Genomic DNA, 22,604 nt, shown 5'->3' with positions numbered 1-22,604 from the left:
CGGTCACTGCAGCATCGGCGCCGCAGGAGCGAGGCAGCGCTGCACGAAAGCCGAGAGCGCGCCCACGTCGGGAATGCGCACATCGCGCCGGCCCTTCTCGGCAAAGCCGATGACCTTGTCGCGCGCCAGCCGCGAGAGCGCGCGGCTCACCGTCTCCAGCGTCATGCCGAGGTAGTTGCCGATCTCGGCGCGCGTCATGCGCAGCGTGATCTGGTCGGTCCGCATGCCGCGCTCGGCCAGCGACTCGGCCCAGTAACGCAGGAAGTCGGCCACCCGCGCGTCGGCCGGCAGCGTGCACACCGACATGAGCGAGTCGCGGTCGTGCGCGATCTCGCGGCTCATGGCGGCATGCAGCAGCTGCAGCAGCGGCGGGTGCTGCATGCACGCGGCCAGCAGCGCGCCGTAGGGAACGACCCAGACCTCGCCGGTGTCCATCGCCACGGCGTCGCAGGCGTAGTGGCCGTCCGCGATGCCGTCGAAGCCCAGCCAGTCGCCGCGAAACTTCAGGCCCACCACCTGCTCGCGCCCGTCGGCCGCAAGGTTGACGATCTTGAAGAAGCCCGAACTCAGGATGTAGAGCTTGCCGAAGCGCTCACCGGCCTGGTAGATCGCGTCACCGGTGTGCACCACGCGTCGCTGGGGGCACAGCCGGTCGCAGAGCAGCCTGAGCATGTCGGCGGTGCTCGCCGTGCCGGCGGTGGCGGTGATGTCGGTCATCTGGAACTCCTTGGGCTTGCGGTTGCCGCGCATGCCGCGCGGCGATGAACCGATCCTAGGAAGCGCCGGCCTGCGCAGTGCCAATGCTCCGCATCGTCCGGTAACGCTCGGTGAATGCCGTGTGTCCGGCGTGTATCAGCGCCGCGACGCACGGCGCGCTTGATGCGTGTCAATTCCGCCGCAACCGGCGGGGATAGCCTTGCGATGCAAGACCTTCACGCTCGCCATGCCGCTTCGCACCGCCTCCCCGAACCTCTGCGCCCACCTGCCGCTGTCGCCAGCGGAATCGACGGCGCTGGCCGCGCTGGCGCGGCGGTTGCGGCAGCTCGCGCAGGCCGGTGCCCTGCCCCCGCTGCTGCGCGGCAGGAACATCGGCCTGCTGCGCGGCTCGCACGATGGCGAAGCACCGGCGCTGCTGGTGCAGGCCGCGCGCGAACTCGGCGCGCAGGTGGCCACCCTGCGGTGGCACCTGTCGGCCGCGAGCGCGCCCGGCGAGGTGCAGCACACCGGGCGGATGCTGGGGCGCCTGTACGACGCGCTGGTGTGCCAGGGCATGTCGCCTGCCCAGGTGCGCGAGGTGGGCCTGGCCGCGGGCATTCCGGTGTTCGACGACATCGCGGCCGACAACCACCCGTCCGCGCGCCTGGCCGATGCGCTGGGCGGCGAGGCGCCGCCCGCCGGCAACCGGTTCTTCGTGCTGCAGGCACTGCTGGTCGACGGCCTTTCCTGAACCCGGCACGCGGCCCGCACCGCTCAGACCATGCGCGAGAAGCGCTCTCGATGGTCCGCGCCATAGCGGTCGAACACCATGGCCACCGCACGCACCACGAACCAGCCTTGCGCAGTGACGGTGATGTCGTGGTCAGTCAGCCGCACCAGCCCCTGCGCGACCAGCGGCCCGAGCGCGGCGAACTCGGCGGCGAAGCACCGGCGGAAGTCGATCGCATGCGCCTCGCCCATCGCGTCGAAGTCCACATGGCCGCGGCACATCAGCGCCATGATCACATCGCGCCGCAGCAGGTCGTCGCGCGACAGCACCAGCCCGCGCACCACCGGCAGGCGCTGCCGGTCGAGCAGGCCGTAGTAGTCGTCGAGCGTCTTCGCGTTCTGCGAGTAGGTTGCGCCCATGCGGCCGATGGCCGACACGCCCAGCGCGAGCAGGTCGCCGCCGGGCTGCGCGCTGTAGCCCTGGAAGTCGCGGTGCAGCCGGCCCTGCCGCCGGGCCACGGCGAGCGCATCGCCCGGCAGCGCGAAGTGGTCCATGCCGATGTGCACGTAGCCCGCCTGCCCCAGCACCTCGATGGCGCGCGCCAGCATGCGCACGCGCATCGGCGCGTCGGGCAGGTCCTCGGCCCGGATGCGGCGCTGCGGCTTGAAGCGCGCGGGCAGGTGCGCGTAGGCGTAGAGCGCGATGCGGTCGGGCCGCAACGCGCACAGCTGCGCCAGCGTGCGTTCGAACGACGCGTCGTCCTGGCGCGGCAGTCCGTGGATCAGGTCGACGTTCACCGACTCGAAGCCCAGCGCCCGCGCGTCGGCCATCAGCGCGAACACCTGCCCGGCGGGCTGCACGCGGTGCACGGCGCGCTGCACCTCGGGGTCGAAGTCCTGCACGCCGAAGCTCACGCGGTTGAAGCCGAGCCGCGCCAGGTGCGCGAGGCGCGCGGTGTCGACGGTGCGCGGATCGATCTCGATGGACTGTTCGCCGCCGCGTGCGAACTCGAAGGTGCCGCGCAGCATGTCCAGCAGCGCAGCGATCTCCGCGTCGTCGAGGAAGGTCGGTGAACCGCCGCCGAGGTGCAACTGGCCCACCACCGTGCCGGGCCCCGTCAGCGCGGCCTGCAGTGCAGCCTCGCGCGCGAGATAGCCGAGGTACTGCCGCGCCTTCTCGCGGTTACGCGTGACGACCTTGTTGCAGGCGCAGTAGTAGCACACCGACTCGCAGAACGGAATGTGCACGTACATCGACAGCGGCGCCGCCTGTGCGCCGGCCTCGCGCCGCAGTCGCACCGCACGCGCATGGTCGTCGGCGCCGAAGCTGTCGACGAAGCGGTCGGCCGTGGGGTAGGACGTGTAGCGCGGGCCGGGCACGTCGAACTCGCGCAGCAGGTCGGCGGGCGGCGCGACGGCCCCGTGTATTGCAGCGTCTGGAATGCGGGGCGGGGCGAGCGTGGCTTGCATGAAGCAAGGCTAAGGGCGCGTGCCGCGGGGCGGCTTGATCTGCATCAACCGCCTTCAGGAGCGCCCTGCCTACGCTGGAGGCCCTCTTACGGAGCAAAGGAAGCACCGCCATGTTCAAACGGATCCTCGTCGCCACCGACGGCTCGCCGCTGTCGGAGCGGGCCGTCGACCGCGCGATTGCGATGGCCGCGGGAAGCGATGCCGAACTGGTCGCGCTCACCGTGGTGCCGCGCTATCCGCAGAGCTATCTGGAGGGCGCCATGACCTTCTCGGCCGAGGAGATCGGCCGCGCGGAGAAGCAATGGGCCGACAAGGCGCAGGCGATGCTCGACGGCGTGCGCGACCGCGCGCAGGCCTGCGGCGTGCGGGTGAAGACCGCGCAGGTCAGCTCGGACCTGGTGGCGGAGTCGATCATCGCGGCGGCAACGAAGCATGGCAGCGACCTGATCGTGATGGCCTCGCACGGCCGCAAGGGGCTGCAGCGCCTGCTGCTGGGAAGCGAGACGCTGCAGGTGCTGACACATTCGGCCTTGCCGGTGCTGGTGCTGCGCTAGACGCCCGCGGCATGGCGGCGGCGATGGACAAAGCGGGTGGCTGCGGGTAGCTTTCGTCGCGGACCCGCAGAACCCTCCCGAACATCGGTTCATCGGCAAGAAAAGGAACGACATGGCGAAGATCACCTCCCTGGTGCCCGGCTACTTCCGCATCCCCCTCGAGACACGGCTCAGCGACAGCACGCACGGTCTCATGCTCGACTTCGAGCTGAACACGGTCCGCCTGCAGGACGCCGACGGCGTGGAGGGCGTGGGCTACACCTACACCGTGGGACGCAATGGCGCCGCGATCCACGCGCTGCTCGAGCGCGAGTTCAGCGAGCTGGCCATCGGCGAGGAAGCCTCGCGCATCGAAGCGCTGTGGCAGAAGTTCTGGTGGGCATTGCACTACGGCGGGCGCGGCGGTCCGACCGTGCTGGCGCTGTCGGCGGTCGACATCGCGCTGTGGGATCTGAAGGCCCGCCGCGCGAGCATGCCGCTGTGGCAGCTGCTCGGCGGCCACGACCCGCGCGTGCCCTGCTATGCAGGCGGTGTCGATCTCGACCTGTCGATCGATGCCCTGCTCGCGCAGACCGACGCGAACCTGAAGAAGGGCTTCCGCGCCATCAAGATGAAGGTCGGCCGCAAGAACCTCGGCGAAGACGTCGCGCGCCTCGCGGCGATGCGCGAGCACCTGGGCGCGGAGTTTCCGCTGATGGTCGACGCCAACATGAAATGGACGGCCGACCAGGCGATTCGCGCCGCGCGCGCGTTCACGCCCTACGACCCGCTGTGGCTCGAGGAGCCGCTGATTCCCGACGACGTGGCCGGCCATGCGCGCGTGCTGCGCGAAGGCGGCCTGCCCATCGCGGCCGGCGAGAACCTGCGCACGCTGTGGGAGTTCAAGCAGCTCATCGACAGCGGCGGCGTGAGCTTTCCGGAACCCGACGTCACCAACTGCGGCGGCGTGACCTCGTTCATGAAGATCGCGCACCTCGCCGAAGCCTTCAACCTGCCCGTGACCTCCCACGGCGCGCACGACGTGACGGTGCAGCTGCTCGCGTCGGCGCCGAACTGCGCCTACCTCGAAGCGCACGGCTTCGGGCTGGACCGCTACATCGCGCAGCCGCTCGCGATCGACGAAGGCTTTGCGATCGCGCCGGACCGCGCGGGCCACGGCATCGCGTTCGACTGGGAGCGGCTGGCGACGGTGAAGGCCTGACAAAGAATCAGGAGGGCCATGGCTTCAGCAGCCGCCTGTGCACTTCCCGTTCGCGTCGAACGCCATCGTCACGCCCGAAAGCGGCACATGCACCGGCACCTTCGAGGCCTTCACGAAGGCCTCGGTCTTGCTGGCTGGGCGCACCTTGCCGTTCACCGTGCCGACCTCGTTCGCATGCGAGGCGATCACCGACGCGGGCTTCACGAGCTCGTTGATGACGTAGGCCGACTCGGCCGGCCCCGTGGTGAAGCCGTCGCCCATGTTCATCACCGCGAGCTTCGCCTTGTAGTAGTCGCGAACCACGCGCTCCTGGTCGGCCACGATGCCGGTGTCGCCGGACAGGTACGCCACGAGGCCGTTGCTGAATCGCAGCACGTAGCCTGTGGCGGTGCCGACGTCGCCGGCGATGCCCGCATCCTTCATGGCCTTGCCGAGTTCGCCGCCGATGTAGTCGGGGTCGACGCCGTTGCTGTGCAGCGCCATCACGGTGGCGATGCGCACGCCGCCGAGCGTGACGCTGCCGCCGAAGCGCGCCAGGATCGAGTCGGCCGGGTTGCCGCCGTTGGCCTTGAGCTTGGCCGCGAAGAAGGGTGGCATCTCGCTGCCGGTGACGATCTTCGACTTCTTGGCGAGCGCGATCTCCACCGCGCTGGTGTTCGGCAGCGCCGACACCGACATGTCGGGGCTTTCGCAGCTGCCCGAGTTCGGCGCCTTGTTGTGCGCATTGCCGACGTGATCGCCGTGCATGTGGCTCACCAGGATGATGTCGATCCTGCCGAGCCGCGGATCGTCGGCGCCTGCCACGGTGCGGCCCGGGTCGTAGAGGATGCGCGTGCCGTTCGGGTCCTCGAAGACCAGCGCGCGGTCCTGCGGGCAGAACTCGCCGTCGATGCCGCCGAGCGGCGTCACCTTCACGGTCTGGGCCAGGGCGGGCATCGCCAGGGCGGCGGAAACGGCGGCGAGGGCCGCGAGCAGGGTCAGGCGTTTCATGGAACTCCTCTCTTGCGTGGTGGGAAAACCATTGCGTCCTCAGGCGCGCGCGGGCGCCACGGCGGCGCCCTCGATGCCATGGCGCACCAGTGCCTGCGCCACGAAGCCCGAGGCCTTCATCTCCTCGATGTAGCCGCTCAGCCAGGCCTGCGCGGCGGTGCGGCCCTTCGGCACCCCCATGGCCTGCTCGATGACCATGAAGCGGCCGGGCAGCATGCGCACGCCGCCGACGCGGCGGGCATCGGCCTCGAGCTGTTGCCGCACGCCGGCCGCGACGTCGAGGTTCTGCGCCAGGAACATGTCGGTCACCGCGGGCGACGTGGGCGCGCGCACCAGCGTGGCCGCCTTGATCTCGCGTGTGAGGAACAGGTCGTAGGCGCTGCCGCGGCCCACCACCACGCGCGTGCCCGCGCGGTCCACGTCTTCGTTGCGCCGCAGCGCCGAGGCCTCGCGCACCAGGTACGCGCCCTCGATGATCACGTAGGGTGCGGTGTAGTCCATGTCGGCCGCGCGCACCGGATCGATGGCGACGAAGGCCAGGTCGACCTGGCGTGCCTTCACGGCCTCCACGACCGTGCCAGCGGAATTGAATGGCACCAGCTCGAGCGGCACGCCGAGGCGACGCGCGGCCTCGCTTACCAGGTCCACCGACACGCCGCGCAGTTCTCCCGATGCGCTGCGCGACGCAAGGATCGGATTGCCGAGGTTGATGGCCGCGCGCAGCTTGCCAGTCGACGCGAGTTCGCCGATGGCGGCCTTCGGGTCGGCGCGTGCACTTCGGCCCGAAGCGGCGCAGCCGCCGAGCGCGAGCGCGCCCGCGGCGCAGAAAGTCCGGCGCGTCAGCCTGTCGTGCATGGCGTGCTCCTTTGCATGTTCCGTATCGGCTGCCGGGGTGGTCCGTGCGGAACTCATGGCCGTGCAAGCCCTGTCAGCGCGCGAACATCGGCGGCCTTGCCGAGGTCCCAGCAGGCCTCGAGCAGCGCGTCGGTCTTCGACATGCCCAGGATGCCGTCGGACAGGCCGTGGAACTTGCGCTCCAGGTCGGTGTCGCTCATGGGCCGCTGCAGCGAGCCGATCGCATGTTCGACGAACACATGCTCGCGCCGTCCGTCGGCGAGCACCGCGATCACGTCGGCACTGGCCTCGTCGATGCGGTCGTCCACGGTGGCCACCACCTTGCGGCGCAGCGCGACGACATCGGGGCGGTTCACGATCGCGTCATCGAACTCCTCTTCCGCGGCACGGCCGAACAGCAGGCCTGCGGCGCAGCCGTGGTACACGCTGAACTTGGCGCTCAGGCCGTCGGCCGGCTCCTTCTTGCCGGTGAGCTCGAGCACCAGCGAATGCACCTTGAGCTCGATGCGCTCGACCTGATCGGCATGCACGCCGCGCTCGCGCAGCTGCACGCAGGCATCGATGCTCGGATGGATCACGATGCCGCAGGCGAAGGGCTTGTAGCTGTTGAACGAGATCTCGAAGCGTTCGCCGAGCTGGTCGGTCACCTCGTTCCATGCGTGTTTCGTCGACACCACCTGCGCCCAGCCGCGCGGCGCCTCGATGGCCTTCGGGCTTGCGGTGAAGCCATGCTTCGCCATCAGCGCAGCCATCAGCCCGGCGCGCGCGGCGCCGCCCGGATGGAAAGGCTTGGTCATGGTGCCGAACTGCTCGCGCAGGCCGACCGGTTGCGACGCCGCGATGCCCAGCGCCATCGCGGTGCGCCCGGCATCCAGTCCGAGCAGCCGCGCGCAGCCCGCCGCGGCGCCGAACATGCCGGTGGTGCCGGTGATGTGCCAGCCCCGGTCGTAGTGCTCGGGATACACGGTGTTGCCGAGCCGGCATGCGACGTCGATGCCCAGCACCAGTGCATCGAGCAGCGCCCGCCCGCTGGCGCCGGTGTGCTCGGCCAGCGCGAGGATCGCGGAGGCCACCGGCCCGGCCGGATGGATGATGGTCTTGAGATGCGTGTCGTCGAAGTCGAAAGTGTGCGAGCTGATGCCGTTGAGCATCGCGGCGCTGGCGATGTCGACCTTCTCCGCACGGCCGAGGATGGTGGCCTGCGGTGCCGGCTGCAGCACCTGCACCGCGGCCAGCGCTGCCTCCACCGCCTCGTGCCGCGCCGCGCCCACCGCGCAGCCCAGCCAGTTCAGCAGGGTGCGGTGCGCCTCGTGGTCGACCTCGTCGCTCCATCCGCGCGAGGCGTGGCCGGCGACGTGGTCGGCCAGGATGCGGGTGATGGGAGGGGCGTTGTGGTCTGCGGGGACCTGGGTGTTGCGTGCCATGAAGAAGATGCTCTGGATTGAGAAGGAAGGAAGAAAGAGAGAGAGGATTTATGGAGAGAGGAAGGGCTCAGGCGTCCAGCTGGATCTTTCGCTCGCGAGCCAGCCTGGTCCAGCGCTCGATGTCCGCGCGCACGTACGCGCCGAACTCCGCCGCGCTCATCGGCATCGGCTCGACCGCCTCGATGGCGAGCTTCTCGCTGAGGTCGGGTGCCTTGAGCACGGTGTTGAGCGTCTCGTTGAGCTGCCGCACCACGTCGGCGGGCATGCCGGCCGGCCCGACCACGCCGTACCACTGCACCGCGTCGAAGCCGCGCAGGCCGAGTTCCTCGAGCGTGGGCGTGTCCTTGAGCTGCGGATGGCGCGCCTTGCCGGTGACGGCGAGCGGCCGCGCGCGGCCCGACTTGATGTGCGGCACCGCCGCAGCCAGGCCGGGGAACATGGCCTGCGTCTGCCCGCCCATGAGGTCGTTGAATGCCGGCGCCACGCCGCGATACGGCACGTGCGTCATCTGCACGTCCTCGACCTGCTTGAACAGCTCCATCGTCAGGTGCGTGAGCGAGCCGGGTCCGGCCGAGCCGTAGCTCACCTTGCCGGGGTTCGCGCGCAGGTAGGCGAGGAACTCCTTGAAGTCCCGGGCGGGCACGTCGGCGTTGATCACGAGCACGTTGGGCGTGGCGCCGATCATGCCGATCGGCGTGAAGTCCTTGACCGCGTCGTAGGGCAGCTTGCGCGTGGCGGGGCTGGTGCCGTGCGTGGCGACGTAGCCCTGCATGAGCGTGTAGCCGTCGGCCGGCGCGCGCGAGGTGCTCTGCGCGGCGATCACCCCGCCACCGCCGCCCTGGTTGTCGACCACGATCGTCTGGTTGAGCAGCCGCCCCCATCGCTCGGTGACGGTGCGGCCCACCATGTCGCTGCCGCCGCCGGCGGCCACCGGCACGATGTAGCGAATCGGCTTGCTGGGAAAGGGCTGTGCGCTGGCCAGCCGGTGGACCCCGATCAGGGCGGCGGGAAGCGCGAGCGTGAAGGTGCGGCGTTGCATGGACTGTCTCCTTGTTGGCTTTTCGTCTCGAGGCTCTGCAAACGGTCGTAGGCGTCGCCCACATGGCGCGCCATGAGGTCTTCGCACCGCGCGATGTCGCCCTTGCGCAGCGCGCGGGAGATCCGCTCGTGCTCGGCGATCGAGGCGCGCATGCCCGTGTCCTGCGACAGGTTCTTCAGGCGCGAGAGGTGGAGCTTCTGCACCACGCTGCGGTAGGTGTTCGCCATCGCGCGGTTGCCGGCGGCCTGCACGATGGCCCAGTGGAAGCGCAGGTTCTCGCGGTAGTAGAGCTGCACGTCGTGCGCGGCGAACGCGGCCTTCATCTGCGCGATGGATTCATCGAGCAGGTCCGCCAGCGCAGTGCGCTGCGCGTCCGGCAGCCGCGCCGCACGTCGGCCGGCGAAGCCGTCGAGCATGCCGCGCATCTCGTAGAGCTCAAGGATCTCGCGCGCGTCGGGCTCGTGCACGAAAACCCCCGCGTGCTTGCGCGCCACCACGAGTCCGGTGCTTTCGAGTTCGCGCAGCGCTTCGCGCACCGGCACGCGCGAGATGCCGAGGCGCGAGGCCATGTCGGGTTCGTTGATGCGCTGGCCCGGGCGCAGCTCGCCGCGCAGGATCATGCCCAGCATGTCGTCGCGCACCACCTTCGCGAGCGGCGCGCCATGCAGGGTTCCGGGTGGGTCGCAAGCTTCGTCGGAGAGCCAGGGCAGCATCGTCGAGTCCTTCGGGAAACCGGCGAATCGTATACGGATTGCTTGGATTTATCTTCAAAGTGTTTACCCGAATACATGAAGTGTTGACACTTTGAGCGGTGAAGACGAAGAATCCACGACCCTATCGCCCCTCGTTCCCATGCCTCACCTGCCCGCTTCCGCCGCACTTTCCCGCTTTCGCGTGATCGACCTCACCCAGGTGCGTGCAGGCCCTACGGCCTGCCGCCAGCTCGCCGACTGGGGCGCCGACGTGGTGCAGGTGCAGATGCCCGAGCACATGCGCGGCGACGACACGCTCGGCGGCCAGGACGGCTCCGACTACCAGTACACGCACCGCAACAAGCGCTCGATCACGCTCAACCTGAAGCAGGACGAGGGCATCGCCACGCTCAGGCGGCTGATCGCAGGCGCCGACGTGGTCGTCGAGAACTTCAGGCCCGATGTGAAGTACCGGCTCGGCATCGACTACGAAAGCCTGAGCGCCGACAACCCCGGCCTGGTCTACGCCAGCATCTCGGGCTTCGGCCAGACCGGCCCACTGGCTTCACGCCCCGGCTTCGACCAGATCGCGCAGGGCATGGGAGGCCTGATGTCGGTCACCGGCCTGCCCGGCGACGGGCCGGTGCGCGTGGGCATCCCGATCGCCGACCTGTGCGCGGGCATCTTCGCGGCGCAGGGCATCCTGGTGGCCCTGCTCGAGCGCGAGGCCTCGGGCCGCGGCCAGTGGCTGCACACCTCGCTGCTCGAGGCGATGGTCAGCATGATGGACTTCCAGACCTCGCGCTTCCTGATCGACGGCGAAGTCGGCACCCAGGCGGGCAACTTCCATCCGACGAGCATTCCGACGGGCGTCTACAAGGCGCGCGACGGCTACCTCAACATCGCGGTGTTCGGCTCCAAGATCTGGGAGCGCTTCTGCAACATCCTCGGCGCCCCCGAGTGGATCGACGATCCGCGCTACCACGACAAACCCTCGCGCTCGGTGAACCGCGACGCGCTCAACGCGGAGATCGATGCGCGGCTCGCGGCGCACGACCGCAGCCACTGGATCCGGCAGTTCAACGAAGGCGGCGTGGCCTGCGGCCTGATCAGCGACATGCGCGAAGTCTTCGAGGAACCTCAGCTGGCGCACCTCGGCATGGTCAAGCGCGTGGTCTCGGCGCGCCTCGGCGAGCAGCGGCTGGTCGGCCAGCCGGTGCAGCTCGAACGCACGCCCAGCACCATCGCGCGCGCCGCCCCGCGCCGCGGCGAGCACACCGAAGAGGTGCTGCGCGAACTCGGCCTGGGCGCCGACGAGCTGGACCGCATGAAATCGAACGGAGTCTTCTGATGCGCAACACCGACTACGCAACCGGCACCGAACGCGTGCAGGCCTGGCTCGACGCCAGCACGCTGCACGTCCGCTTCAACAACCCGGCGCGGCACAACGCGCTGTCGGTCGACATGTGGGAGGCGGTGCCGCCGCTGCTCGCGAAGGCCCGAGGCGACGACCGGGTGCGGCTGGTGGTGTTCTCGGGCGCCGGCGAGAAGGCTTTCGTGTCCGGCGCGGACATCTCGCAGTTCGAGGACATGCGCGCTGCGCGCGAGGCCGTCACGCGCTACGAGGCGATGGCCGAAGAGGCGCTGACCGGCATTGCCGACTTTCCCAAGCCCACGCTCGCCTGCATCCGCGGCTACTGCATCGGCGGCGGCGTGAACGTGGCGATCGCCTGCGACATCCGCATCGCATCGGACGATGCGGTGTTCGCGATTCCCGCGGCGCGGCTGGGCCTGGGCTACCGCTACTCGGCCATGAAGAACCTGGTCGACCTGGTCGGGCCCGGCGTGGCCAAGGACCTGTTCTTCACCGCACGCCGCATCGACGCGGCCGAGGCCAGGGCGCTCGGGCTGATTTCGCGCGTGGCCACGGCCGACGGTCTCGATGCGCTGCTGGCCGAGTACACCGGCGCCATGGCCGACAACGCACCGCTGACGATCGCCGCGGCGAAGGCCATCACGCGCGAGATCCTCAAGCCCTCGCCCGAGCTCGACATGGCGCTGTGCACCTCGCTGATCCGCGGCTGCTTCGAGAGCGCCGACTACACCGAGGGCCGCACCGCCTTCATGCAGAAACGCAAGCCGGTCTTCACCGGCCGCTGAGAAGGAGCGACACACCATGCAGGCCTACTGGATGCAGATGAGCGGGTCGTCGAGCGTGCTGGAACTGCGCACGTCCGACGTGCCGCAGCCCGGCGCAACGCAGCTGCTGGTGCGCATGCGCGCGGCATCGCTGAATCGCGGCGAATTCCTGGCCGCGCACGGCCTGCACGGCGAACCCGGCAGCTGGAAGGCGATCGGCGGCGAAGGCGCGGGCGAAGTCGTGGCGGTGGGCGCCGATGTCACGCGCTTCAAGGTGGGCGACTGCGTCATGGGCCGCTGCGCAGGGGCGTTCGCCGAGCAGGCGCTGATGGAAGAAGCCGAGGCCATGGCGGCGCCGCCGAAGCTCTCGTGGGAAGAAGCGGCGAGCATTCCGCTGACCTTCCTCGTGGCCTACGACATGCTGGTGCTGCAGGGCCGCCTGCGCGCCGGCGAATGGCTGCTGGTCAACGGCGTGTCGTCCGGCGTGGGCGTGGCCTCGCTGCAGCTAGCGAAGAGCCTCGGCGCGAAGGTCATCGGCACTTCGGGCTCGGCAGGCAAGCTCGCGCGGCTGGCACCGCTGGGCCTCGACGTGGCACTGGCCAGCCGCGAGCCCGACTTCGCGAGCGCGGTGATCAACGCCACCGACGGGCTCGGCGCCAATCTCGTCGTCAACACGGTCGGCGGCACGGTGTTCGCGGAGAACATCCGCTGCATGGCCTTCGAAGGCCGGCTGGCCACCGTCGGCTATGTCGACGGCGTGGTGCATGCCGACCTCGACCTCGCGGCGCTGCATGCGAAGCGGCTCACGCTGTTCGGCGTTTCGAACAAGCTGCGCAGCAAGGCGCAGCGCGCGGCGGCGGTGCCCGGGTTCGTCGCCGACGTGGTGCCGCACTTCGCCACGGGGCGCATCCGTCCGCAGGTCGACGAGGTCTTCGGCTTCGGAGACCTCGCACAGGCCAAGGCGCGCATGGAAGCCGGCGGCCATGTCGGAAAGATCGTATTGCGCATGCCGGGTTCGGACTGAGCCGGCCGCCGCGGCGAACGACAACAAGGAGACAAGACCATGATTTCCAGAAGAAGCCTCGTCCGGTCCGTTGCCGCCGCAGCGTTCGGCGTTGCGGGCTGCGCGGCCATCGCGCAGCCCGCGCCCTACCCCAGCAAGCCGGTGCGCCTGGTGATCGGATTCGCGCCGGGCGGCGCTGCCGACTACGTGGCCCGCGCGATGAGCGACGCTTTCGGCAAGGCGCTCGGCCAGCCGGTGGTGGTCGACAACAAGCCGGGCAACGGCTCGAGCATCGCGGCAGACATCGTGGCGCATGCGGCGCCCGACGGCTACACGCTGCTGATCGCCAGCCCGAGCAGCATCTCGGTCAACCCGGCGTTGAACCCGAAGCTCAGCTACACGCCGCGCGACCTCCTTCCCGTGACCAGGATCACGACCTCGCCGCTGGTGCTCGCGGTGAATGCGTCCACGGGCATCCACTCGGTGGCCGACCTCGTCGCCGCCGCGAAGAAGGACCCCGGCAAGCTCAACTACTCCACCTCGGGCAACGGCTCCGCGCCGCACCTGGGCGCGGCGCTGTTCAGCCAGGTGACGGGCACGGAGATGACGCACATCCCGTTTCGCGGCGGCAGCCTGGCCATCCAGTCGGTGCTGGCCGGCGACACCCAGCTGACCTTCGGCACCTCGCCGTCGGTGCTGCCGATGGTCAGCGGCGGACGGCTGCGCGCGCTCGCGGTGAGCACGCGCGAGCGTTCGCCGCTGGTGCCCGGGCTGCCGGGCATGCGGGAAGCCGGCCTGCCCGACTACAACCTCGAGTTCTGGTACGGCATGTTCGTGCCGGCCGGCACACCGCCGGCCATCGTGCGCAAGGTCTACGACGCCACCATCGCCGCCATGCAGCAGCCGTCTGTCAAGGCTTCTCTGGCGCGCGATGGCACCGAGGTGTCGGTCTCCGAGTCTCCGGAGCAGTTCGGCAGCTTCCTCGCCGAGGACGGCAGGTTCTGGGTCAAGCTGGTGAAGAGCGCGAACGTGAAGGTGGAGTGAACGCGCAACGGTTTGAACTACGATTGTTCATGCCGACCATTTCCTCAAGCCCCCGCGGTGCAGGCCTTGCCGCGGGGATCGTCGCCGAGCTCAAGGAGCTGATCTACAAGGGCGAGTTCAAGCCGGGCGAGCGCCTCAACGAGGCAGCGCTCGCGCTGCGCATGGGCACCAGCCGCGGACCGATCCGCGAGGCCATCAAGGTGCTCGCGGGCCTGGGCCTCGTCACGGCGGTGCCCAACCGCGGCGTGTTCGTGCGGCAGCTGTCGCTGCGCGAGATGCTCGAGATCTACGAACTGCGCGCGCTGGTCTTCGGCTTTGCGGCCGACCGCGCCTGCGAGCACCTCACCGAGGAGCGCCGCAGGCAGATGCAGGCGCTGCTCGACGGCATGGACGCGGCCTGCGAGCAGGAGGACGGCACGCTCTACTACGAGCTCAACCTGCAGTTCCATGCGCTGATCCTCGAACTGTCGAACAACCAGCGCGCCCACCAGGCCTACGACGACTACGTGAAGGAGCTGCACCTCGTGCGGCGCAAGTACTTCAACGTGCCGGGCAACATGCGCCGCTCCAATCTGGAGCACCGCGCGATCTACGACGCCATCGTGGCAGGCAGCCGGACCCGTGCGCGCTCGGCCGCGGAGCGCCACGTGCAGGCAGGCCAGGTGCGGCTGCTGGCCAATTTCGATTCATCGTCGCCGGTCGGCGGCGGCTGAGCTCAGCCGCTCGAGCCCGTCAGGCCGGCGCCTGCGCCTGGAGCATCGCACCCATCTTCTGGTGGATCAGGTTCACGGCCTTCAGCGGCCGCAGCATGACCTTGAACTCGGTGATCCGGCCGGCGTCGTTCCACTTGATCATGTCCACGCCGTTGATGGCGATGCCGTCGAGCTCGAGCGTGAACTCGAGCACCGCGTCGCGCTCGCCCTTGATCTCGCGCACGTAGCGGAAGCTCTCGTTGAAGAACACCTGGAACGCGGCGGCCAGGTACTTCTGCGTGATGGCCTTGCCGACCTGCGGCTTGTGCACCACCGGCGAGTGGAAGACCGCGTCGTCGTCGAGCAGGGCGTCGAGCCCGGAAGCGTCCTGGCGCTCGACCAGCTGGTGCCATGTGGCGAGAGTGTCGATCGGCATGGGTGTCCTCTGGCGTTGAGTGAATCCGCCCGCAGTCTATCGAAGCCCCGTCGCCCGGGCCATGTGCGGTGTCGCGCAGTTGTCTTCGCCCGCTCCTCAGTCCGCCGCGAGGACTTGCTTTGAGGGTGGGGCTTCCTTCGCGCTGTTTCCGGCGGGCAAGGAGGATATTGCGAGTTGTGCGGGATGCCCTTGATCCTTCGCGTCGAGGCACGAAGCTCAGGGTGCTGCGAACGGATGCCATCAGAGGCTCGCGCAACGCGCCACTCGACGCGCGAAGATTCGGATGGCGCGCCTTCCAACTTCCGCGAGGCGAGCTTCGATGCGCGGGTCCATTTATCGATCAGGTGGTGGCCCCGCTCAGCGGCGTTGGTGTCGACTTGGCCGCTGGTTCCGGCCAAAGCGGGAGGCTTCATGCGGTTGCATCCGGTGCTGATCCGGCGCGAGCTGCTGCGCTTCCTTCCCCTAGCCTGACGAGCCGCGTGGCAGCGCAGCTGGTTCTGCGGGCCTCGGCAGACGATCGCGAACGCGGTGCACCGGCTGTGCGGGACCCAAAGTCTCGCGATCCTGCACGTCGTCGATCTGCACCAGCGAAGTCCGGAACGCCTGCAACAGGTCGTCGAAATCGGCGCGCCTGCGGCCCTCGGCGACCGACAGCGCCGACACCGTCACCGGTATGCGCGGCGAGACGCTTCGGATCGACAGCGACTCATCGCGCGCGAAGCCGGCGGTGAATGAATCGATCACGCAGGGCCCGAAACCGTCGAGCGTGAACAGCAGCGCGGACTGGTATGTCTGCGCCGAGAGCCGCGTGCCGGCGAACACCGCGCTCTCCGACAGCAGTCCGAGCAGGACCCTGCCCACGAGGTCGTCCTTGTCAATGCCGATGAAGTCGCGCGCCGCGATCTCGGCGGTCGGCATGTCTGCGGTGCCGGCGCGCTTCTTCGTGTCGGCCTCGCGGCGCTCGACCCACACCAGGTGGCCCGTGGCCACCACCTCGGCGACGACCGGGGGCGCATCGATCTCGCCATAGGCGATGCCCAGGTCGCATTCGCGCAGCGCCACCGCGCGCGCGATTTCGTCGGAATGAAGGATCTTGATCGAGACCGCGCTGTGCGGATGGCGGGTCTTGAACAAGGCCAGCGCGCGCGACAGACAGGTGGTGGACAGCGAGGGCACGATCGCGATGCGCAACGGCGTCAGGTGGTCGGGCCGCAAGGACTGCGCGAGGCGCCGCAGTTCGTCGACCTGCTCGAAGATCTTCTGCGCCCGCAGGTGGAGCTGCCGCGCCTCGAGCGTCGGCTTCATGCCGCCCTTGTCGCGTACGAACAGCGCATAGCCGAGCTGCTGTTCGGCGTGTTTGAGCGTCTGCGTCACCGCGGGCTGCGTGACGTTGAGGATGCGCGCCGCGGCGCTCACGCTGCCCGACAGCATGATCGCGTTGAAGACCTCGATGTGCTTGAGTTTCATGAGGGCCCCATTAGAAGACCTTATCGCGTTGCCTCAAATTCTGATTTGACGCTCCCCGCCCCCGAATCGGAGACTTCGATGCATGGCAGACATCCGGGCGCGCCGATCATCGGGCACGCCGGAGGTCGATGGCAACAACCCACATCGGAGACCTATGGCGCATTCACTGGCGGTGGACGACACCGCACGGCATGAGATCGATCCCGCCCTTTTCGAGACGCCCGAAGTGCGGCAGGCCTGCGTCGATCTCGCCGCCTGCTTTCGCATGGCAGCGAATCTTGGCATGGAGGAAGGCATCTGCAATCACTTCTCGGCGGTGGTGCCGGGTCTGGACGACTGCTTCATCGTCAATCCCTTCGGATTGGCCTTCAACGAGATACGTGCCTCCGACCTCATCATCTGCGACTTCGATGGCCATGTGCTCAAGGGCGACCGGCCACCCGAGATCACCGCATATTTCATCCACGCGCGGGTGCACAGGAACCTGCCGCGCGCTCGCGTCGCGTTTCATACCCACATGCCGTACGCGACCAGCCTCGCGATGCTCGAAGGACAGCCGCTGCAATGGGCGGGGCAGACCGCGCTGAAGTTCTACGGGCGCACTGCGGTGGACGATTTCAACGGTCTCGCACTCGATGCGATGGAAGGCGACCGCATCGCGGCGGCCATCGGCGATGCCGATGTCGTCTTCATGCGCAACCACGGCGTGATGGTCGTCGGCACGACCATCGCCGAGGCCTGGAACGATCTGTACTACCTGGAGCGCGCCTGCCAGGTGCAGGTGCTTGCCGAGTCCACGGGTCGCAAGCTCCGCCCCGTGCCCTCGGTCCTGGCCGCGGCCACCTACGCGCAGATGCGCAGCGGCGGCAACGAAAGCGCGATCCAGCACCTGGCGAGCATCAAGCGACGCCTGCTCAAGACAGACCCCGATTACCTGCTCTGAATGCCAACTCTCGAACCCATCATGAAATCCAGTCTTCCGCATCTCGTCATCGCTGCCACTGCCGCCCTCGCATTCGCCAGCCTGGGCGCGAACGCCGCCGAACTGACCGGCCGGCTCAAGACCATCAAGGAGCGCAACACCATCACCGTGGCATACCGCGAGTCCTCGATCCCTTTCTCCTACCTTGGCGGCAACGGACAGCCCATCGGCTATGCGCAGGACATCTGCCAGAAGATCGTCGAGGACGTGAAGGCCGCGATCGGCAGCCCGGACCTCGTGGTGAAGCGCCAGGCCGTGACCTCGCAGAACCGCATCCCGCTGATCCAGAACGGCACCATCGACCTCGAGTGCGGCACCACCGTCAACAACCCGGAACGGCAGGCACTGGTGAGCTTCAGCACCACTTACTTCGTGGTGGGCACCAAGTTCGTGTCGCGCAAGGCCGACAGGCTCGCCACGCTGCAGGACCTCAAGGGCAAGACCGTCGTGGCGACGACCGGGTCGAACACCGTCATGCGCCTGCGGGGCATCGACCGCAGGGAGGGCCTGAACCTCAACCTGATCCAGGCGAAGGATTTCTCGGACAGCATGCTGACCTTCACCTCGGGCCGGGCCGATGCGTTCTTCGAGGACGACATCAACCTGGTCGGGCAGATCTCGTTCTCGCTCAATCCGGCCGATTTCACCTTGAGCACCGACACCCTGAGCCGTGACCCCTATGCGGTCATGCTTCCGCGCGGCGAGCCCGAATTCAAGGCCGTGGCCGACAAGACCATCGCGCGGCTGTTCGCCAGCGGCGAGATCAGGGCGCTCTACGACAAGTGGTTCCAGTCGCCGATTCCGCCGCGCGGCGTCAACCTGCGCTTCCCGATGAGCGATGCGCTGGTCAAGGTGATCGCGAAGCCGACGGATTCGCCGAATCCGTCGGATTATTGAGAAAGGAGCCGGGCATGCCCGGCGTTCGCAAGGATGACACGCCGGCCGGCATGGTGCCTGCGGTCGGTCCGAATTTTTCTGCGGTTTTTCGTCTGTGCCTGCGAGGCGCGGCTGCGGGCTGGCATCAGCCCCTTGAAGGCAGTGCCGTCTGACACGCAATGGCCGGTGCGGCTTCGGCAGTGCGGTGGAGACGTTTCTTTGCGACGCGACCGCCGAGCGGAACGAGCACGCCGAATTGTTGCGGGACGTGTGCAAGCCGGCTTTTTCCGGCCGCCGTCCAGTCTTCCCGCTGATGACGGACGGCCAACACCCTGATTTTCCGGCCCGGCCGCATTTCGTGGAGCGACACGCACCCTAGGGAGCCGAGGCCCTCAACGAGCTCGCGGCCCCCGTGGGCCACGTCAAGGTCACCATCACCTGTGGGAACGCTGCCGCATGGGCGCGGTGGCGGCATGCATGCTGGCACTGCTGCTGGCGGGCTGCGCATTGCGCAGGTCGACAACTTCCTCATCGGCTGGCTCGTGCGCCTCAGCGCGAGCGGCCGTAGGGAGCAGGATGCGAAGCGCCGGGAAGCTCAGTACACGGATGAGCCGATGACGAGTTGGACAGCCGTGCTCACGAACTGCAAGGATGTTCCTGCGACGCCGACACAGTGATCTTCATCGAAATCCACTAACGGCCGGTGAGGGAAATACAACGACCGTTCGACACGTGCTGGACTCCGCGAACAGCTTGGACATGTCAGCGCACTCTGCTCGCCAACCGGTCAGATCCCGGCCACGCCGCGCTGCAACGCGAAATCGAGCAACACGCGATCGGACGGTTCCTCAGGCCACGTGGTCTGGGCAACCCATTTGTAGAACGTGCTGGCCGCCACGCGGCTCGCCGGGCCATCACGGCGCCAGGCACGTGCAATGGGAGCCGCCAGTTGCTCGAGCCGCTGCGTCTCGAACTGGCTGCGCAGTTCGCCCTGCGCCGGGATCTGCATCTCGGCGAACATCGCCCTCGCCTGCGCCATGCGGTCGTTTTCCCAGAGCTCGCGGATGCGCAGCATCCGATCCGAAGGCGACAGCTGCTGCTGCATCACCGGCTGGTTGGCGGCCGGGGTGCTGGGCGACACGGCGGGTCGCGCTTCGGCTGGCGCCAGCGACTTGACCGCGGCATAACCCTTCTTCAGTGCGTCCTTGAAGTAGGCGGCGGGCGACTTGAGCTCCGGCATGGTCGGGCTGCGCAGCCGCTGGTCGACATGGTCGAGCGTGGCACGCAACTGGGCCTCGTCGGTGGTGGCGTAGAGGTCCTGCGCTTCTTCCTGCTTGATGCCGAGCGCGATGAGCCGGCCGACGAGCGCCAGGTCGAAGATGTTGCGTTCCGCGCCGGAAATCTCGCCGAGGCGCTGCTGCATCTTGGGCACGACACGGAACTGGATCTCCTCGATCTTGCGCCCGCGCTTGTGCTCGATGAGTTCGATGCTGAAGTCTTCGCACAGCGCATCGATTTCGGCCAGGGCCTTGGAGATCACGTCGCGCTTGAGGAAGCGGTAGTCGACCTCCTTGATGTCGCTGCGACCGGTGAGCACCGCAGCCCACCAGACAACGTCCTCCCGCATCGACAGGCGGCCCGGCGAGGTCAGATAGCGCGCGCCGATCTCGTAGAGCACGGCGGCTGAGTAGCTGCGCATCTGGCCGCTGATTTCCAGCAGCACGCGCGTGTACTGGTGCGGGCGGACCAGCCGCTCCTTGATCTCCTCCGGATAGCGCCACGTCACCATGCAGGCTCGGCCTCGCCCCTGCTCTTCGATGGTGACGGTGCCCAGCAGCTGGGAAGACACCCAGCGCTTCAGCGCGGGTCCGCTTGTGGACCATTCGATGGTCGTGGCCTGCATGTCGCGCAGGTGGGCCTTGAGCAGTTCGGTGTTGTTCGAATTGAAACGGGCGTCGCCGATGAGTTCGCTCAGCGCGAGCTTGTAGACGGGCTCGTCGACGCCCTGTCTTTGCGAGTGGTACAGCAGCGCGTTGTAGATGCGACGCGACAGCAGCGTGAGCCGGCCTCTCTTGGGCCGGATGGCAATGGCTTCGTTGGCTTTGGCAACGCTCTGTTCGTCTGCACTGGGGGATTGGCGCGGGGCGCTGGGCGGAGCATCTTCCTCGGCCATGTCTGATGTATCGCAATTGCTCGGGTTCACATCATGCCTCCGTATTGTGAATCGGTCAATTCACAGAAAAATCGAACCGACTTGTTTTATTTGAAAAAGACACTTGGAACATTGAAGAGTTTGGCAATCGAATTTCTCGTTCTGTGACAAGGACTTGGCAGTGGTTGTGTGAGTACTTATGGGATTCAATGTGAGATCGGATGGGATTTCATGTGAGATCCGTTGGGGTTCTTGGACCGTTGCTGTGTATGTCTATGGGGTCTGATGTGAGTGGATATGGGGTCATCCAGCTGCCGGAGGCTCTTTTCGGGCCCGTCCGGGCCTTCAAGCGGGGCGAACTCGCCTCGATCTCCGTAGAAGACGCGCCTGCAGGCCCCGGCCGCTGCAAAATCCACCCGCACTGGTGGCGTTGCGGCCGGGGTTCCCTAACCGTTCTCACATTAGAAAGGTGGGCGTGCACTGAAGACTCGGCAGAACTTGTTCATTCGATGGATTCTCGTAGAATTGCCGAATTCTGTCGAATAGGGTCCACCCAATGTCCGTTCCCGTGCCTCCCATCAGTGGAAACCAGGTTTCCACCGACTCCCAGACGCCACCGAGGCAAGTCATCAACATGGAGCGCATCGCTGGTCTCGCCACGCGTGCCGGCTCCATGGTCGAGCAGATCCGGGGCATGTTGCTCGCCCCCGAGGCTCGCAAGATTCCGCCCGTCTACTCCACGGCCCAGCTTGCCGCACTGTGCGGCGTGGACAAGGCGCACGTCGCGTACCGCATCACCAAGGAAGACCTGCCGGCCGGCCGACTGACACCGTCCGGCGGCAAGCGCACTTTCGAGCTCGACGAGTTGCGCCGCTGGACGCGCACCTACCGCGCCGACAAGATGCGCCCGTCCGGCCGGAAGGCCATCACGATCGCGGTGGGCAACTTCAAGGGCGGCGTCGCCAAGACCACGACCGCGATGGTGCTGGCACAGGGGCTGAGCCTGCGCGGCCATCGCGTGCTGGCCATCGATACCGACCCGCAGGGTTCCCTGACCACGCTGCACGGCCTGCTGCCCGAAGCCGAGGTCACGGAAGACATGACCATCGGCCCGTTGTGCGATGGAACGCAAAGCGACATCCGCTACGCGATCCGGTCGACCTACTGGGACGGCCTCGACCTGGTGGCCGCGGCGCCCTTCCTGTTCTCCGCGGAATTCGCCCTGCCCGCCCGCCAGATGCAGGAGCCCGGCGCCAAGTTCTGGGACGTGCTCAACGAGGGCCTGGAAAGCGTGCGAGACCTCTACGACGTGATCGTCATCGACACGCCCCCGTCTCTTTCTTACGTGACCATCAACGCACTCTGGGCCGCCAACGGCATCGTGGTGCCGGTTCCGCCGTCGGGCCTGGACTTTGCCTCGTCGGCGCAGTTCTGGTCGCTGCTGGCTGACCTTGGGGGAAACCTCGACGGCCAGAGCAAGGACCGGGAGGGCAAGGCCTTCGAGTTCCTGCACGTGCTGCTCAGCCGCGTCGACGCGGCCGATCCCGCGATGCCGGCGGTACGCCAGTGGATCCAGGCCACTTATGGCGAATACACGCTGCCAGTCGAGATCCCGAAGACCAGCGTCACCAGCAACAAGGCAGCGGAGTTCGCTACTGTCTATGACGTGCAGCGCTACGAGGGTGCGGCCAAGACGTACAAGCGCGCAGTGGATGCGTACGACGCGTTCGTCGAACTCGTCGAGCAGTCGGTGGTTGGCGCCTGGGCTGCGCAGGGAAGGGCGCGTTGATGGGAACGGCTTTCAGCCTGAATCGAATTCCGTCGACGCGGATAGAAGGCGGGGCTGCGTCTGCCGGTGTGGAAACCTGGTTTCCACGTGGCGAGCAGTCACCGCCAGCAGGCGGGTCGGAGATCGCGGGAGCATCTGGCCGCGCTGGTACGTTGCCTGGCGTGTATATATATATGAGCGTGCGCAAGGCACTCTGGTCTGGGCGCGGCATCGTGGAAACCAGGTTTCCACTGCGCGCGCCGCGCGTCAGATTTCATGCTGAACAGGCGCGTGCCTGTCACGAGTCAATTCACTGGAACGGCTCGGCTGCAGAATGCATTCCTACGATCGGGCGTCGCCATGTGCCGTCCGAACCGCGACCGACGCAGCAGCCG

At 67.8% G+C, this 22,604-nt stretch carries 21 protein-coding genes; 11 read left to right on the top strand and 10 right to left on the bottom strand.

Translation table 11 applies throughout. The features are described 5' to 3' along the window. Nucleotides 1–3: 3 nt before the first annotated feature. Nucleotides 4–717 carry a Crp/Fnr family transcriptional regulator gene (locus AACL56_RS29610; protein WP_339093575.1) on the bottom strand — a complete coding sequence of 238 codons (714 nt, stop codon included), beginning with the start codon at nt 715–717 and terminating at the stop codon, nt 4–6. Between the two features lie 226 nt (nt 718–943). On the opposite strand from AACL56_RS29610, the gene AACL56_RS29605 reads away from it, so the two are divergent. Beyond that, a complete protein-coding gene (locus AACL56_RS29605) occupies nt 944–1,447 on the top strand; it encodes an ornithine carbamoyltransferase (RefSeq protein ID WP_339093574.1) in 504 nt (167 codons plus the stop codon). Nucleotides 1,448–1,470: 23 nt separating this feature from the next. On the opposite strand, the gene hemN is transcribed toward AACL56_RS29605, so the two are convergent. After that, nucleotides 1,471–2,895 carry an oxygen-independent coproporphyrinogen III oxidase gene (gene hemN / locus AACL56_RS29600; RefSeq protein WP_339093573.1) on the bottom strand — a complete coding sequence of 475 codons (1,425 nt, stop codon included), beginning with the start codon at nt 2,893–2,895 and terminating at the stop codon, nt 1,471–1,473. 110 nt (nt 2,896–3,005) lie between these two features. On the opposite strand from hemN, the gene AACL56_RS29595 reads away from it, so the two are divergent. Together AACL56_RS29595 and AACL56_RS29590 are read left to right on the top strand one after the other, a co-directional pair. Continuing rightward, nucleotides 3,006–3,449 carry a universal stress protein gene (locus tag AACL56_RS29595; protein WP_339093572.1) on the top strand — a complete coding sequence of 148 codons (444 nt, stop codon included), beginning with the start codon at nt 3,006–3,008 and terminating at the stop codon, nt 3,447–3,449. Between the two features lie 112 nt (nt 3,450–3,561). Next, entirely contained in the window at nt 3,562–4,650 is a 1,089-nt protein-coding gene (locus AACL56_RS29590; protein ID WP_339093571.1) for a mandelate racemase/muconate lactonizing enzyme family protein, read from the top strand. Between the two features lie 24 nt (nt 4,651–4,674). Here the strand turns inward: AACL56_RS29590 and AACL56_RS29585 are convergent, their stop codons facing one another. The 5 genes from AACL56_RS29585 to AACL56_RS29565 all read right to left on the bottom strand — a co-directional run bounded on the left by AACL56_RS29585 (nt 4,675) and on the right by AACL56_RS29565 (nt 9,671). Continuing rightward, nucleotides 4,675–5,640, bottom strand: coding sequence for an MBL fold metallo-hydrolase (locus tag AACL56_RS29585; protein WP_339093570.1), 966 nt, complete (start codon nt 5,638–5,640; stop codon nt 4,675–4,677). Nucleotides 5,641–5,679: 39 nt separating this feature from the next. Next, nucleotides 5,680–6,495 carry an ABC transporter substrate-binding protein gene (locus AACL56_RS29580; RefSeq protein ID WP_339093569.1) on the bottom strand — a complete coding sequence of 272 codons (816 nt, stop codon included), beginning with the start codon at nt 6,493–6,495 and terminating at the stop codon, nt 5,680–5,682. A gap of 53 nt (nt 6,496–6,548) precedes the next feature. Next, nucleotides 6,549–7,919 (bottom strand): MmgE/PrpD family protein, encoded by a 1,371-nt coding sequence (locus AACL56_RS29575; RefSeq protein ID WP_339093568.1) that lies wholly within the window; start codon nt 7,917–7,919, stop codon nt 6,549–6,551. A gap of 67 nt (nt 7,920–7,986) precedes the next feature. Beyond that, complete coding sequence (locus tag AACL56_RS29570; RefSeq protein ID WP_339093567.1) at nt 7,987–8,958, bottom strand: Bug family tripartite tricarboxylate transporter substrate binding protein; 972 nt, start codon at nt 8,956–8,958, stop codon at nt 7,987–7,989. Continuing rightward, nucleotides 8,916–9,671, bottom strand: a complete 756-nt coding sequence (locus tag AACL56_RS29565; protein WP_339093566.1) for a GntR family transcriptional regulator — start codon at nt 9,669–9,671, stop codon at nt 8,916–8,918. Before AACL56_RS29565 ends, AACL56_RS29570 begins: the two co-directional genes overlap by 43 nt. A 139-nt stretch (nt 9,672–9,810) precedes the next feature. Between AACL56_RS29565 and AACL56_RS29560 the strand changes: the two genes are divergently transcribed. Genes AACL56_RS29560 through AACL56_RS29540 form a run of 5 tightly spaced genes read left to right on the top strand, consistent with a single transcriptional unit; the run spans nt 9,811 to nt 14,549 of the window. Then, nucleotides 9,811–11,001, top strand: a complete 1,191-nt coding sequence (locus tag AACL56_RS29560) for a CaiB/BaiF CoA transferase family protein (protein ID WP_339093565.1) — start codon at nt 9,811–9,813, stop codon at nt 10,999–11,001. Next, nucleotides 11,001–11,810 carry an enoyl-CoA hydratase gene (locus AACL56_RS29555; RefSeq protein WP_339093564.1) on the top strand — a complete coding sequence of 270 codons (810 nt, stop codon included), beginning with the start codon at nt 11,001–11,003 and terminating at the stop codon, nt 11,808–11,810. The genes AACL56_RS29560 and AACL56_RS29555 overlap by 1 nt, the downstream gene beginning before the upstream one ends. Before the next feature lie 16 nt (nt 11,811–11,826). Continuing rightward, nucleotides 11,827–12,813: a quinone oxidoreductase family protein gene (locus AACL56_RS29550; protein ID WP_339093563.1), complete on the top strand. Its 987-nt coding sequence runs from the start codon at nt 11,827–11,829 to the stop codon at nt 12,811–12,813. 39 nt (nt 12,814–12,852) lie between these two features. Further along, nucleotides 12,853–13,836 (top strand): Bug family tripartite tricarboxylate transporter substrate binding protein, encoded by a 984-nt coding sequence (locus AACL56_RS29545; RefSeq protein ID WP_339093562.1) that lies wholly within the window; start codon nt 12,853–12,855, stop codon nt 13,834–13,836. A 29-nt stretch (nt 13,837–13,865) separates the two neighbouring features. Continuing rightward, the gene (locus AACL56_RS29540) at nt 13,866–14,549 is read left to right on the top strand and encodes a GntR family transcriptional regulator (RefSeq protein WP_339093561.1); all 684 of its coding nucleotides are present in this window, start codon (nt 13,866–13,868) and stop codon (nt 14,547–14,549) included. Between the two features lie 19 nt (nt 14,550–14,568). On the opposite strand, the gene AACL56_RS29535 is transcribed toward AACL56_RS29540, so the two are convergent. Next, nucleotides 14,569–14,964 carry a nuclear transport factor 2 family protein gene (locus AACL56_RS29535; RefSeq protein WP_339093560.1) on the bottom strand — a complete coding sequence of 132 codons (396 nt, stop codon included), beginning with the start codon at nt 14,962–14,964 and terminating at the stop codon, nt 14,569–14,571. A 462-nt stretch (nt 14,965–15,426) separates the two neighbouring features. After that, on the bottom strand, nt 15,427–16,431 hold the full coding sequence (locus tag AACL56_RS29530) for a LysR family transcriptional regulator (RefSeq protein ID WP_339093559.1): 1,005 nt from the start codon (nt 16,429–16,431) through the stop codon (nt 15,427–15,429). Between the two features lie 154 nt (nt 16,432–16,585). Between AACL56_RS29530 and AACL56_RS29525 the strand changes: the two genes are divergently transcribed. Beyond that, nucleotides 16,586–17,374: an aldolase gene (locus AACL56_RS29525; RefSeq protein ID WP_339093558.1), complete on the top strand. Its 789-nt coding sequence runs from the start codon at nt 16,586–16,588 to the stop codon at nt 17,372–17,374. A gap of 21 nt (nt 17,375–17,395) precedes the next feature. Next, the gene (locus AACL56_RS29520; RefSeq protein WP_339093557.1) at nt 17,396–18,310 is read left to right on the top strand and encodes an amino acid ABC transporter substrate-binding protein; all 915 of its coding nucleotides are present in this window, start codon (nt 17,396–17,398) and stop codon (nt 18,308–18,310) included. Between the two features lie 766 nt (nt 18,311–19,076). Here the strand turns inward: AACL56_RS29520 and AACL56_RS29515 are convergent. Next, nucleotides 19,077–20,462 carry a replication initiation protein gene (locus AACL56_RS29515; RefSeq protein WP_339093556.1) on the bottom strand — a complete coding sequence of 462 codons (1,386 nt, stop codon included), beginning with the start codon at nt 20,460–20,462 and terminating at the stop codon, nt 19,077–19,079. A gap of 613 nt (nt 20,463–21,075) precedes the next feature. Here AACL56_RS29515 and AACL56_RS29510 point away from each other — a divergent pair. Then, nucleotides 21,076–22,230 (top strand): AAA family ATPase, encoded by a 1,155-nt coding sequence (locus tag AACL56_RS29510; RefSeq protein WP_256220156.1) that lies wholly within the window; start codon nt 21,076–21,078, stop codon nt 22,228–22,230. Nucleotides 22,231–22,604 lie beyond the last annotated feature (374 nt).

Origin of the sequence: Variovorax paradoxus, assembly GCF_902712855.1 — a bacterium.
In the GTDB taxonomy this organism is placed as follows: domain Bacteria; phylum Pseudomonadota; class Gammaproteobacteria; order Burkholderiales; family Burkholderiaceae_C; genus Variovorax; species Variovorax paradoxus_Q.
Note: the sequence above shows the minus strand (reverse complement) of the source record. Positions and strands in the feature narration are given on the sequence as shown.